Here is a 13,251-nt window from a genome sequence, read left to right on the forward strand (position 1 = left end):
TATAGGTAATTAGGCTGGGTCTGTTTCTGCAACCCAGAGCTGGCGCGGCTTAGAATGGCATCGACATAATTACATCGCGGAGTTTTGCATGTTTGGTTTGGATGCTTTTCACCTTGCACGGATACAGTTTGCTTTTACCGTATCCTTTCACATCATTTTCCCGGCCATCACCATCGGCCTGGCCAGCTATCTTGCCGTGCTCGAAGGCCTGTGGCTTAAAACCAAAAATCCGGTCTGGCGCTCGCTGTACCATTTCTGGTCGAAAATTTTTGCCGTTAACTTTGGTATGGGCGTTGTCTCCGGGCTGGTGATGGCCTACCAGTTTGGTACCAACTGGAGTGGATTTTCGCAGTTTGCGGGCAGTATTACCGGCCCGCTGCTGACCTATGAAGTGCTGACCGCCTTCTTCCTGGAAGCAGGTTTCCTTGGTGTGATGCTTTTCGGCTGGAACAAAGTCGGGCCTGGTTTGCACTTCTTCGCCACCTGCATGGTGGCACTGGGGACCATTATCTCCACCTTCTGGATCCTCTCATCAAACAGCTGGATGCAGACCCCGCAAGGCTATGAGATCGTCAACGGTCAGGTCGTGCCGGTGGATTGGTTCGCCGTGGTATTTAACCCCTCCTTCCCTTACCGACTGCTGCATATGTCGATAGCCGCGTTCCTCAGCAGTGCGTTGTTTGTCGGCGCTTCCGCGGCATGGCATCTGCTGCGCGGGAATAATACTCCTGCCATCCGCGCGATGTTTTCTATGGCGCTGTGGATGACGCTAATTGTCGCCCCCATCCAGGCCATGGTCGGTGATATGCACGGGTTGAACACGCTAAAGCACCAGCCCGCTAAAATCGCCGCCATTGAAGGTCATTGGGAAAACCCGCCAGGAGAACCCACCCCGCTGCTGCTGTTTGGCTGGCCGGATATGGAACAGGAGCGCACCCGCTTTGGTCTGGAGATCCCTGCGCTGGGGAGTCTTATCCTGACGCACAGCCTGGATAAACAGGTTCCGGCTCTCAAGGAGTTCCCGAAGGAAGACCGCCCGAACTCGACCATCGTCTTCTGGTCATTCCGCATTATGGCCGGCTTAGGCATGCTGATGTTGCTGCTCGGCGTTGTGGCGCTGTGGTTACGCTATAAAAAGCGTGTTTACGCTTCTCGCCCTTTCCTGTGGTTTGCCCTGTTGATGGGGCCATCCGGGCTGATTGCGATTCTGGCCGGATGGATCACCACCGAAGTGGGTCGCCAGCCGTGGGTTGTTTATGGTCTGCAACGAACGAAAGATGCGGTTTCAGCGCATGGTGACCTGCATATGAGCGTGAGTTTGCTGGCCTTTTTCGTCGTTTACACCTCGGTGTTTGGCGTGGGTTACAGCTATATGGTGCGCCTTATCAGGAAAGGTCCGCAGCCTCATGAATCTTATGCCACCGAATCAGACGGACGTCCGGCACGCCCACTCTCTGCCGTCACAACTGAACATAAGGAGCAGCCATAATGGGTATCGATCTTTCCATTATCTGGTTTGTCATCATCGTCTTCGCCACACTGATGTATATCGTGATGGACGGTTTTGATCTCGGGATAGGTATTCTGTTTCCGGCGACACAAAATGCCGACGATCGCGATGTGATGGTCAACAGCGTCGCCCCGGTCTGGGACGGAAATGAAACCTGGCTGGTGCTCGGCGGTGCGGCCCTATTCGGTGCATTTCCACTGGCCTATGCGGTGATCATTGATGCCCTCACCATCCCGCTGACATTAATGCTGATCGGACTTATTTTCCGTGGCGTAGCATTCGAGTTTCGCTTTAAAGCAACGCCGGCGCACCGTCCCTTCTGGGATAAAGCGTTTATTGGTGGTTCAATTCTGGCTACGTTTACCCAGGGTGTCACGGTGGGCGCAGTGATCAACGGCTTTACCGTGACTGGCCGGGCCTATACTGGCGGACCCTTTGACTGGTTCACCGTGTTTAACCTGTTCTGCGGTGCCGGTCTGGTGGTGGCCTATGCACTGTTAGGCTCTACATGGCTGGTGATGAAAAGCGAAAATGCCCTTCAGCAGCGGATGCGTGGAGTATCCAGAACACTGTTAATCGCTCTTCTGGCCTTCATTGCCGCAATCAGTATCTGGACACCGCTGGCGCAGCCAGCCATCGCCGCGCGCTGGTTCACGCTGCCGAATCTGTTTTATCTGTTGCCTGTTCCGGTGCTGGTGGTGCTTCTGAGCCTGTATCAGTGGCGTTGCCTCAATAATCCTGCAAGCCATAATCGCCCATTCATCCTGACGTTAGGATTGATATTCCTCGGCTTTAGCGGTCTTGGGATCAGCATCTGGCCGCATATCATTCCACCGTCAATCACCCTGTGGCAGGCCGCCGCGCCGACGCAAAGCCAGGGCTTTATGCTGGTGGGCGCGTTGTTGATCATTCCCATTATCCTGGTCTACACCTTCTGGAGTTACTACGTGTTTCGCGGAAAAGTTCAGCATGGGGAGGGTTATCACTGATGCAACAACCTGTCTGGAAAAGATTGATGTGGCTGGCCATTATCTGGGGCGGAAGCGTACTGGCGCTGGCTGCGGTCAGTATGTTCTTTCGTATGTTGATGACGGCCGCAGGGTTTAAATCTCACTAATCTTCATGTCGGGCAACGTCTTCGTTGCCCGACACCTGCCCGCACTTTCAGATAAACCCCATTAACGCACGACAGCGTATCGTTACACTGGAAAAAGATTCACAGTATTTATAGTTTGAGACGAAAAATGAAAAAGCTCATTGCGTTAAGCGTTATTAGCCTGGTCCTCTCCGGTTGCGTTAATCCGGGGAAAGCTTCCGTTCAGCCGGAGCAACTGAAGAATCATCGCTTTGTTCTGGAAAATGTCGACGGTAAAGCCGTGAAGGCCACAGCAACGCAACCTGAGATCAGCTTTAGCGCCCTGCCAGATATTAGCCTGGTGAATAACATTCGTGTTTCAGGCCTGATGTGTAATCGCTTCAACGGGCAGGGGAAATTATCCGAAGGCGAGCTGAAAGTCAGCGGTCTGGCCATGACGCGTAAACTTTGTACTGAACCGCAGCTTAACGAGCTTGATCGCGCTATCGGCGACATGCTGCGCAAAGGGGCGCAGGTCGACCTGACAGAAGACCAGTTAACGCTGGCGACAGCCGATAAAACGCTGTTGTTTAAGCGTGCAGAATAATCAGTAGTTACCGCAAGTTCCAACGGCAAGCGACTGTTCGCTGCAGCGTTTGCCGTTTGGCAAGGCGCACATCCCGATAGCAGAACCGTCAAGCTGGCGGGCAACAGACAACGAACCGCCAATCATCGCGCAGTTGGCCTGGCCGGAGCTGGACATCGCCGCTTTCATTCCAGGCGCCACGTGGGCCGCCGTTGCTTGCTGGACTGGTTCACTGCTACATGCCGACAATAATAACGCCGCACACCCTACCAAAAATGCTGAGCGCATGCTCTCTCCCCCATGAATAATGCGAAACCTATGCATAATAGGCATCACTTCGTGTGTCGTCGAGAGTGGAAGTGCGTATTTATGCGCTCCTGAAACACTTTCTCGCAATTTTTTTGGCAAAAGTTTGATCTACTCATTGATGCCGGGAATACCGAGGACACAAAAGCGAAAATTGTAGAATCCCCTGTTTGCTAGACTAAAGAGATAATATTCAGGGGTAGTCGCCTAATGACTGCCCCTCTAATTTTGCGCAATGTAAGGGTGTCGTCCTATGCAAACTATTGACGGTAATGGTGCAGTTGCCTCAGTCGCGTTTCGCACCAGCGAAGTTATCGCCATCTATCCGATTACGCCAAGTTCTACCATGGCTGAGCAGGCAGATGCCTGGGCGGGAAATGGCTTAAAAAACGTCTGGGGCGATGTCCCAAGAGTGGTTGAAATGCAGTCTGAAGCCGGTGCGATTGCCACGGTACATGGTGCGCTTCAGACAGGCGCGCTCTCCACGTCGTTTACCTCTTCTCAGGGATTGTTATTGATGATCCCGACGCTGTACAAGCTCGCCGGTCAACTCACCCCCTTTGTTCTGCATGTTGCGGCACGAACCATCGCCACCCACGCCCTTTCCATCTTCGGTGACCACTCCGACGTGATGGCCGTGCGCCAGACGGGCTGCGCGATGCTTTGTGCCAGCAGCGTACAGGAAGCACAAGACTTTGCCTTAATTTCGCATATCGCCACGCTGAAAAGTCGCGTTCCATTTATTCACTTCTTTGATGGTTTCCGCACCTCTCACGAAATCAACAAAATTGTCCCGCTGGCTGACGACACTATTCTGAATCTTCTGCCGCAGGCGGAAATCGACGCGCACCGCGCCCGCGCCCTTAACCCGGAGCATCCGGTGATCCGTGGGACATCCGCGAATCCGGATACCTATTTCCAGTCCCGTGAAGCCACGAATCCATGGTACAACGCGGTTTACGACCATGTTGAACAGGCGATGACAGATTTTGCCGCCGCAACCGGTCGAGAATACAAACCCTTCGAGTACTACGGCCACCCGCAGGCAGAACGCGTGATTGTTCTGATGGGATCCGCCATTGGAACCTGTGAAGAGGTGGTTGACGAGCTACTGACGCGCGGCGAAAAAGTTGGCGTGCTTAAAGTGCGTCTCTATCGTCCGTTCTCGGCTAAACATCTGCTTTCCGCTCTACCTGAAAGCGCGCGCGCTGTGGCGGTGCTCGACCGTACCAAAGAGCCCGGCGCACACGCGGAACCCCTGTATCTGGATGTCATGACCGCGCTGGCAGAAGCATTTAATAACGGCGAACGTGAAACGCTACCGCGCGTGGTCGGTGGCCGATATGGTTTGTCCTCCAAAGAGTTTGGACCGGACTGCGTGCTGGCGGTATTTAACGAGTTAAATGAAGCGAAACCGAAGCCTCGCTTTACGGTCGGTATTTATGATGATGTGACTAACCTTTCCCTGGCTTTGCCAGAAAACACGTTACCATCGAATGCCAAACTTGAGGCACTGTTCTATGGTCTGGGCAGCGACGGCAGCGTCTCGGCGACCAAAAACAACATCAAAATCATCGGCAATTCTACCCCGTGGTATGCCCAGGGATACTTCGTCTATGACTCCAAAAAAGCCGGTGGTCTGACCGTTTCCCACCTGCGCGTGAGTGAACACCCCATCCGCTCGGCTTATCTTATTTCGCAGGCTGATTTTGTTGGCTGCCACCAGCTGCAGTTTATTGATAAATACCAGATGGCCGAGCGCCTGAAACCCGGCGGTATTTTCCTGCTGAATACGCCATACAGTGCAGACGAAGTCTGGGCGCGTCTGCCGCAGGAGGTACAGGCGGTCCTCAACCAGAAGAAAGCCCGTTTTTATGTGGTTAACGCTGCGAAAATTGCCCGCGAATGTGGTCTGGCCGCGCGTATTAATACCGTTATGCAAATGGCCTTTTTCCATCTGACCAACATCCTGCCTGGCGACAGTGCACTCATGGAACTGCAGGGCGCAATTGCCAAAAGCTACAGCAGCAAGGGGCAGGAACTGGTCGAACGCAACTGGCAGGCGCTGGCACTCGCTCGCGAATCTCTGTTTGAAGTAGCGCTGCAACCTGTGAATGCTGCAAGTCCAAATCGTCCTCCGGTGGTATCTGATGCGGCGCCTGATTTCGTTAAGACCGTGACGGCGGCAATGCTGGCCGGGCTGGGCGATGCCCTTCCCGTCTCTGCCCTGCCGCCAGATGGGACCTGGCCAATGGGGACCACGCGGTGGGAAAAACGCAACATCGCCGAAGAGATACCCATCTGGAAAGAAGATCTGTGTACCCAGTGCAATCACTGTGTAGCGGCATGCCCACATTCGGCCATTCGCGCCAAAGTGGTTTCCCCGGAAGCAATGGCGGATGCCCCGGCCAGTCTGCATTCTCTGGATGTGAAATCGCGTGATATGCGCGGACAGAAATACGTTCTGCAGGTCGCACCGGAAGATTGCACCGGTTGTAATCTGTGCGTTGAGGTGTGCCCGGCGAAAGACAGACAGGACCCGAATATCAAAGCCATCAATATGATGTCGCGTCTGGAGCACGTTGAAGAAGAAAAAGTAAACTATGACTTCTTCCTGAACTTACCGGAAATCGATCGCAGCAAGCTGGAACGTATTGATATTCGAACGTCGCAGCTCATCACGCCGTTATTCGAGTACTCCGGTGCCTGCTCTGGCTGCGGTGAAACGCCTTATATTAAGCTGCTGACTCAGCTCTACGGCGACCGGATGTTGATTGCCAATGCCACCGGCTGTTCATCTATCTACGGCGGTAACCTGCCCTCCACGCCGTACACCACCGACGCGAATGGTCGAGGCCCGGCATGGGCAAACTCATTGTTCGAAGATAATGCCGAATTTGGTCTCGGCTTCCGTCTGACCGTCGACCAGCATCGCGCTCGAGTGATGCGTTTGCTGGAACAGTTTGCCGGGCAGATCCCTGCTGAGCTTAATGAGGCACTACGCGCAGAAGCCACACCAGAAGTTCGTCGCGAGCAAGTTGCTGAGCTGCGGCATGCCCTTCAGGGGGTGGCAGGTGCAGAACAACTTCTGACTGACGCTGACGCCCTGGTTGAAAAATCGATCTGGCTGATTGGTGGTGACGGCTGGGCTTACGATATTGGTTTTGGCGGGCTGGATCACGTGTTGAGCCTGACCGAAAACGTCAATATTCTGGTCCTGGATACGCAGTGTTATTCCAATACCGGCGGTCAGGCATCAAAGGCTACGCCGTTGGGCGCCGTCACAAAATTTGGTGAACACGGAAAACGTAAGGCGCGCAAAGATCTCGGTGTGAGCATGATGATGTACGGTCACGTTTACGTCGCGCAAATCTCGCTGGGTGCGCAACTTAACCAGACGGTGAAAGCTATTCAGGAGGCGGAAGCGTATCCAGGCCCGTCGTTGATCATTGCTTACAGCCCATGCGAAGAGCATGGCTACGACCTGGCACTCAGCCACGATCAGATGCGTCAGCTGACGGCTACCGGATTCTGGCCACTTTACCGGTTCGATCCGCGCCGTGCGGACGAGGGCAAGTTACCGCTGGCGCTGGATTCGCGTCCACCGTCAGATGCCCTGGCCGAAACGTTAATGCAGGAACAACGCTTCCGCCGCCTTAATGCGCAACAGCCTGAGGTCGCTGAACAGTTGTGGAAAGATGCCGCCGCAGACCTGCAAAAACGGTATGATTTCCTGGCGCATATGGCCGGTAAAGCCGAAAAATCAACCAGCGATTAATCCTCCCGCCCGGTTAACCCGGGCATTTTTTTGCCATAAAAAAAGCCCGATGTAATCACATCGGGCCAATCCAGTTAATTAATAAATATCTATTTAGAAAACTAAATAGCATTCATTTAAATTATGGATAAATAATCTTAAAGGCATATAACAGCACAGAGACTAGCTTACTTAATCCCTTATTAATAATTTTTATTTTATATAATTCATCACGAATTATTCATGAAACCAATGATCATTTCCGTCGTTTTATTCAGTTTAGATTTTACTTAGTTCGTAACAATTATACTTTATTACTCTTACACTGGAGTGATTTAGCATGGGACAACTTTCTCATTCGGAAAGTTCAACAGGTAATTAAATAAAAACAACTGCAAAGGAATATCACAATGCAAAGAAAAGTACTGGCTCTGATGATTCCGGCTCTGTTAATGGCTGGTGCTGCGCATGCAGCAGAGATTTATAATAAAGACGGCAACAAATTAGATCTGTACGGAAAAGTAGATGGCCTGCACTATTTCTCCGACGATAAAGGCGCTGATGGCGATCAGACCTACATGCGTTTGGGTTTCAAAGGTGAAACACAAATCAACAACATGATGACCGGTTACGCACAGTGGGAATACAACATTCAGGCGAACAACACTGAAGGCTCAGATAACCAGTCCTGGACACGTCTGGCCTTCGCGGGTGTAAAAGTCGGTGACTACGGTTCCTTCGACTATGGCCGTAACTATGGTGTTCTGTATGACATTGAAGGCTGGACAGATATGCTGCCAGAGTTCGGTGGCGACTCCTACACCAAAGCTGACAACTTTATGACCGGTCGTGCGAACGGTGTAGCAACCTACCGTAACACCGACTTCTATGGTCTGGTACCGGGCCTGAACTTTGCTCTGCAGTATCAGGGTAAGAATGAAGACGCCAGCAACAACCAGGAAGGTACCAACAATGGCCGTGACACACGCCATGAAAACGGTGACGGCTTCGGTATCTCTACCACCTATGACTTTGGGATGGGGATCAGCGCAGGTGCGGCCTATACCTCTTCTGACCGTACCAACGAGCAGGTCATGAATACCACGGCTGGTGGTGACAAAGCCGATGCCTGGACTGCTGGTCTGAAATATGACGCCAATAATATCTACCTGGCGGCAATGTATTCTGAAACCCGTAACATGACACCTTATGGTGATAATACCGACGCCGTGGCGAACAAAACTCAGAACTTCGAAATCACCGCGCAATACCAGTTCGACTTCGGTCTGCGTCCAACCCTGTCCTACCTGCAGTCTAAAGGTAAAGACCTGGGCAACGGCCAGGGCGATCAGGATCTGGTTAAATATGCTGAAGTAGGTGCGACCTATTATTTCAACAAAAACATGTCCACCTATGTTGATTATAAAATCAACCTGCTGGACGAAGATGAAAGTTTCTACAAGAACAACGGCATCGGTACCGATGATGTTGTTGCGTTAGGCCTGGTGTACCAGTTCTAATTGTCCGGGCCCGTAAAATTATGCGGGCCCATTTTTTTTGAACCACGTCACAAAATGGAGAGTTTCTGACGAACTGGTTGAGAGTAAGTTGAAAGAAAGCTGGTTACACTTACGGTTTAGCCCTTTCATCACTAAGGACAACAGCGTTGTTAAGTCGTGTATCCGTTGCAGTACTTACTCTTTTAGCGCTTCTGTGGATGGCGCTAATTTTTGATTTTGGTGATATCGTTGGTCACCTCAGCACTCTTCTGAACCACCTGGATGGCGGTTAGCCTTAATCCTGAAAACACTCATTTTTTGCGGAAAGAGAGATAGCCAAAAACCCCACTATCCCCGTCCATAGGATGGTTAACCCCGTCCATCACCGTAACCTCCGGGAAGTCGAACGGCGATACGTTTTCAAAACAGGCAACATTCACACCGTATTCGTTCGGGTTGGAACGCCGCTGATGGAACGTATAAATCCCGCATATTGAGCAGAAGAAATGCCGGGCCGTACCCGTGTTAAATCGGTACTCCGTGAGCTTATCCTCCCCTTTGGTTACGGTAATCCCCGATAACGGCGCGGATACCGCCACAGCCCCCCGCATTCGGCAAAAAGAACAGCTGCAGCGCCGCGCAGTATTAAAGCCATCAGACAGTGCGACGGTAAATACCACCGCGCCACAATGGCACTGCGCATGACGAAGTTCACCCATCGGTTACACCCCTTTCCTCACAAGCGCAGCAGCCTTAACGAAAACCTCATCTTCAACGCCGTCTCCCTTCTGCCTGCCTAGCCTGACCAGTTCATTGACGATGCTATCGCGATCGATCGGTTTCTGCGCTGAAACCAGCCCAATGACGGCGGCACCGATCGCCAGCCCCACTAAACCTGTTTGTTCATCTTTGTTTTGCATATTCGAGCTCCCTTTTACAACAGAAAAGCGTAGCAGGAATATGTTAAAACGGAATGGTGTTCAACTGCTCTGTTAATACCATGAAAGCGGTTCAAACAGGTACGACTTCCAGTATCGACAGGTACGAGCGGGTGTTTATTATTGTATTTAACTTAAGATTCGCCTGTTCAAACAAGTTTTGATATTCAGATATTGTCCTTGCCCGCCCTCCGTCAAAGCTTGTTAAAAGAAGCAGGTCAATCTCATACCACCCCTGCTCATTATTTTCGTCTTTGTATTGCTGCCCGTAACCGTGTCATCATGCTGCCAGTATTCGTAAAAAGGCTTACCAAACAATTCATTGAAAACAGGTTTGCCTTGTAATATTTCATCCATTCTGGACGCTGGCTGCCAGAAAGTGGGATCGGTCAGCATAAGTACCGCTGCACGCAAGGAAAATTCATACTCAGAACAAAGGAATTTTGCTGAATGGCTAAGACTGTATTCGTCTTCAGTTAATTCGTTGAACACCCCACGGGAGGATAATAATCGCATGATCCTATGCAGATAGTCGCGATCGACATTAAGCTCCAGGGCCAGTTGCTTAATTGATTTTTTCCCTTCGATCAGATGGTCCGCGACGCCTAACACCGCAACTGCCCTAAGTGCTGCCTGCCAGACAAAACCCATACTTTGCTCTAATAAACACATCCCTTCTTTACGGCTGAGTGAATCCAGACTATTAAGCTGTGTCATTTTCTGCTCCTTACCCAGCACAGACGTGTTGAACAACTAAAAAGCTGTTAGCAAGCGTAAGACTGAAAGTGAGCTTTATCCATCATGAAAAGAATATTTAGCAAAGTTAACTCATACAATTTCGTATCGCTTTAAGTACAGAATTTTCAATACGTAAAAAAACAAGTCCACTTATCATTTTTTGGAATAATAAAACAATGAAATTATTATAGAGGAAATAATTGTTGGCGATTGCTAAAACCCCGTAAAAAGACGGGGTTTCAGTATTTAGAATCTGGGTGTCAGTCCGTATTTTGGTGTTTTAATATTTGCCGCCCATACCTTTATGTCGTTTTGAAGCAGTACGGTGAAATCAGACTTAAGATGCGTCACCATGCCATTAACACTATCAGCATCAATCACAGAAAAATGTTCAATTTTGCTCAGGCCCACCTGAACACAGTGATATTGTGCAGGCAGTGCTTTGCCATTGACGTTAAGCTCTTTCCTGTCTCCACCACATTGTCCTTCAGAAATATAGGACACCAGCAGATTGGCAGACCGCCGCTCCGGTTGGGATATACTCACCATGACAGGAAAACCCTCTGAAGTTTGTGTCATGTCATAAAGAACGGCATTTTTTATATACCATGTATTATATTCCCGCTCCTGAAACGCGGACCAGGCAGGTGCAGCAATGAATGCCAGCATCGCCAGTGTAATAGATTGAATTTTCATGGGATGTTGTCTTATGTGTTGTTGCACTTATTATTCAGATTGTGCAAAAAACAGCAAGCCATAGAGAATAAACCTACTACTATTAGCGGTGCCGGTGTCTGTATTGAGAAACTTTTGACGATCTTTTAATGCCGCAGGTGTTCCTCTTTCAGCAAGGCATAACAATATTCATCACCCCATTCTCCCTTAAAAAAGATGTTCTGCCGATAATGGGCTTCCCGTCGAAAATGGAGTTTTTGCAAAAGGTTTGCAGCGCGAATATTACGTGTATCCACAACGGCGATAAGCCGGTGCTTGTTATAGTGCGTAAATAGCAGCGTGATTATGGCATTGATAGCTTCCCGGGCATAACCCTGATTCTGATATTTCACATCAAAGGTCATACCCAGTTCAGCCTGCCTGCCCTCGTCAAAAAAATGAACACCAATATCCCCAATCACAGCCCCGTCCATTTGCCGTTCAACGATAATCTGGTACCACGTGTCATCGCAGTTAAACGCAAGGGTGTTCTGCTGAGCATATAATTTCTCCGCATCCTGCATCGTAAAACGATCCCAGCTCTGAAAACGGGCCACCTCAGGCTGGTTCCGGTAGCACGAAATTTCCGGCAAATCGGCGGATGCCAGTGGACGCAGTAACAAACGCGAGGTTTGTAATGGCAATCTGTATTCCATTATTTCTCTCTTATATCCCGTTATCTTTACTTTCTGGATGAGCCGTTCGGATTGCTTCAAGCCCAACGCGCTGACCGAAAGACAGTTCTAACGTGTTACCGTCAGGGTCGGCAAAAAATACATAGTAACCGACGGGATCCCCCAACTCTTCCGGCGCTTTTCTTAACACACCTTCAGCGCTTGCCATCTCCGTTTTCCTGTCGAGTTCTTCACGGGTGGCGCAGGCAATGCCCAGATGACCAAAGTTACCCAGCGGTGTATCGGTTACGTTATCCGCCTGTACCAGCACCAGGGCGAAAGGACGGGTATGGTCGCTTAGCCACGCCACTTTACGGGCATCAGGAATATCGGGTTCACGGGAGTGAATAATCTCCATACCCGCGTAACGACGATAGAAAGCAATGCTCTTCTCAAGATCCCTGACCATGAACGCGACATGTGTAAAACCGACATCAATATCTTTCATTTTAAGATGTTACTCCTTTATCAACCTGTGGCAGGCATCTTAAAAGCTCAAGTTAACTTGATGTCAACAGGCATTTCGCCAGCCCCTGCCGACGCTCATGAAGAGGTAAAAGGAGAGAAATGGTAAGCTGTCGCCATCACGGCGATGCTGACGACAACGCTGATAAAAAAGTACGTTTTGAATGGCTGCTTTTGGGTTTTATGGCGAAAGAGTTGTTGCCCCAAAATGGCCCCAGGCCAGCCCCCAGTCACACCAAATACCAGCAACGTCGCTTCAGGAACCCTGCGCATACCTTTACGCGCCGCCATTTTATCTGCGCCATACATGACCATCGTCAGCACATTGATCAGCAGCAACCACATCACCACTGGATACGAGGTAAGAATGCTGGCGACCGCAGCGAGGATCAGGAGTAAATAACAAAAACGATTGAGAGTCATAGTACAAGCCAGTGGATGTTAAGCGATTTTGAAGAAGCATTATACGCGATATCACGCATGTATCAGGCTCAGGCTATTTATCTTTTGTCATTCGGAGTTGCATTGACCAGCCAATAACTTTGCGCGAGAACAGGTCAACACAGCCAGCCTTTGTGGGTTCGGGTGTAAAGTTCAGAATACCATTTAGAGCAACGTAAACCATGAGCTAGCTAAACACGTTGCTTATGTGTAAAAAGGGGGATTCATTCAGCAGGTGTTCATCGTGAAATACATTCGGCTAATTTTAAAGCTCATAACAGCATCACTTTATGTGTTCCTGGTTGTTTTTGGCTCTGGATTTGTAGGTTCCAGTACAACCAATGCAATTAACCTTGAAACACTTAACCTAAATTATTCATTAATTGCAAAGGACTCGGCAGTATACGCAATCTGCGCAACTGGTGCGGCATTGGTTGTTCTACCTGCCCTATATTTCATCCAGCATTATGTCTGGCCAGTGTTGAAGTTTATCGGCTTGAAGATTCGCTACTTCTTCCATGGATACTAAAAGTCTCGCCACTGGCGAA

15 protein-coding genes are annotated in these 13,251 nt (G+C 50.1%); 7 read left to right on the top strand and 8 right to left on the bottom strand.

The annotated features are described in order from the left end of the window. Positions 1 to 88 precede the first annotated feature (88 nt). The 4 genes from ACJ9Y9_RS12780 to hslJ all read left to right on the top strand — a co-directional run bounded on the left by ACJ9Y9_RS12780 (position 89) and on the right by hslJ (position 3,192). Positions 89 to 1,489 carry a cytochrome ubiquinol oxidase subunit I gene (locus ACJ9Y9_RS12780; protein WP_028018854.1) on the top strand — a complete coding sequence of 467 codons (1,401 nt, stop codon included), beginning with the start codon at positions 89 to 91 and terminating at the stop codon, positions 1,487 to 1,489. After that, a complete protein-coding gene (gene cydB / locus ACJ9Y9_RS12785; protein WP_028018853.1) occupies positions 1,489 to 2,499 on the top strand; it encodes a cytochrome d ubiquinol oxidase subunit II in 1,011 nt (336 codons plus the stop codon). The genes ACJ9Y9_RS12780 and cydB overlap by 1 nt, the downstream gene beginning before the upstream one ends. Next, entirely contained in the window at positions 2,499 to 2,627 is a 129-nt protein-coding gene (locus ACJ9Y9_RS12790) for a DUF2474 domain-containing protein (protein ID WP_032666970.1), read from the top strand. Before cydB ends, ACJ9Y9_RS12790 begins: the two co-directional genes overlap by 1 nt. 127 nt (positions 2,628 to 2,754) lie before the next feature. After that, positions 2,755 to 3,192, top strand: coding sequence for a heat shock protein HslJ (hslJ, locus tag ACJ9Y9_RS12795; protein WP_028018852.1), 438 nt, complete (start codon positions 2,755 to 2,757; stop codon positions 3,190 to 3,192). On the opposite strand, the gene ACJ9Y9_RS12800 is transcribed toward hslJ, so the two are convergent. Then, on the bottom strand, positions 3,193 to 3,459 hold the full coding sequence (locus tag ACJ9Y9_RS12800) for a DUF333 domain-containing protein (RefSeq protein WP_025759109.1): 267 nt from the start codon (positions 3,457 to 3,459) through the stop codon (positions 3,193 to 3,195). 271 nt (positions 3,460 to 3,730) lie between these two features. On the opposite strand from ACJ9Y9_RS12800, the gene nifJ reads away from it, so the two are divergent. Together nifJ and ompC are read left to right on the top strand one after the other, a co-directional pair. Then, on the top strand, positions 3,731 to 7,255 hold the full coding sequence (gene nifJ / locus ACJ9Y9_RS12805; RefSeq protein ID WP_028018851.1) for a pyruvate:ferredoxin (flavodoxin) oxidoreductase: 3,525 nt from the start codon (positions 3,731 to 3,733) through the stop codon (positions 7,253 to 7,255). 389 nt (positions 7,256 to 7,644) lie between these two features. Next, entirely contained in the window at positions 7,645 to 8,754 is a 1,110-nt protein-coding gene (gene ompC, locus ACJ9Y9_RS12810) for a porin OmpC (RefSeq protein WP_028018850.1), read from the top strand. Between the two features lie 290 nt (positions 8,755 to 9,044). Here ompC and ACJ9Y9_RS12815 read toward each other — a convergent pair whose 3' ends face one another. The 7 genes from ACJ9Y9_RS12815 to ACJ9Y9_RS12845 form a co-directional block, all read right to left on the bottom strand. After that, a complete protein-coding gene (locus ACJ9Y9_RS12815) occupies positions 9,045 to 9,452 on the bottom strand; it encodes a GFA family protein (RefSeq protein WP_028018849.1) in 408 nt (135 codons plus the stop codon). Positions 9,453 to 9,455: 3 nt separating this feature from the next. Then, positions 9,456 to 9,653 (bottom strand): hypothetical protein, encoded by a 198-nt coding sequence (locus tag ACJ9Y9_RS12820; RefSeq protein ID WP_028018848.1) that lies wholly within the window; start codon positions 9,651 to 9,653, stop codon positions 9,456 to 9,458. Positions 9,654 to 9,875: 222 nt separating this feature from the next. Beyond that, complete coding sequence (locus ACJ9Y9_RS12825; protein ID WP_050482942.1) at positions 9,876 to 10,388, bottom strand: hypothetical protein; 513 nt, start codon at positions 10,386 to 10,388, stop codon at positions 9,876 to 9,878. 267 nt (positions 10,389 to 10,655) lie between these two features. Further along, positions 10,656 to 11,105 carry a hypothetical protein gene (locus tag ACJ9Y9_RS12830; RefSeq protein WP_028018847.1) on the bottom strand — a complete coding sequence of 150 codons (450 nt, stop codon included), beginning with the start codon at positions 11,103 to 11,105 and terminating at the stop codon, positions 10,656 to 10,658. A 125-nt stretch (positions 11,106 to 11,230) separates the two neighbouring features. After that, complete coding sequence (locus tag ACJ9Y9_RS12835; RefSeq protein WP_028018846.1) at positions 11,231 to 11,779, bottom strand: GNAT family N-acetyltransferase; 549 nt, start codon at positions 11,777 to 11,779, stop codon at positions 11,231 to 11,233. A gap of 10 nt (positions 11,780 to 11,789) precedes the next feature. Further along, positions 11,790 to 12,245 carry a VOC family protein gene (locus tag ACJ9Y9_RS12840; RefSeq protein ID WP_028018845.1) on the bottom strand — a complete coding sequence of 152 codons (456 nt, stop codon included), beginning with the start codon at positions 12,243 to 12,245 and terminating at the stop codon, positions 11,790 to 11,792. A 95-nt stretch (positions 12,246 to 12,340) separates the two neighbouring features. Continuing rightward, a complete protein-coding gene (locus ACJ9Y9_RS12845; protein WP_032666969.1) occupies positions 12,341 to 12,685 on the bottom strand; it encodes a DUF1294 domain-containing protein in 345 nt (114 codons plus the stop codon). Between the two features lie 262 nt (positions 12,686 to 12,947). Here ACJ9Y9_RS12845 and ACJ9Y9_RS12850 point away from each other — a divergent pair, with 262 nt between their 5' ends. Continuing rightward, complete coding sequence (locus ACJ9Y9_RS12850; RefSeq protein ID WP_028018844.1) at positions 12,948 to 13,232, top strand: hypothetical protein; 285 nt, start codon at positions 12,948 to 12,950, stop codon at positions 13,230 to 13,232. Positions 13,233 to 13,251 lie beyond the last annotated feature (19 nt).

Source organism: Enterobacter sp. CPE_E1241, assembly GCF_045618265.1.
Taxonomy (GTDB): domain Bacteria; phylum Pseudomonadota; class Gammaproteobacteria; order Enterobacterales; family Enterobacteriaceae; genus Enterobacter; species Enterobacter adelaidei.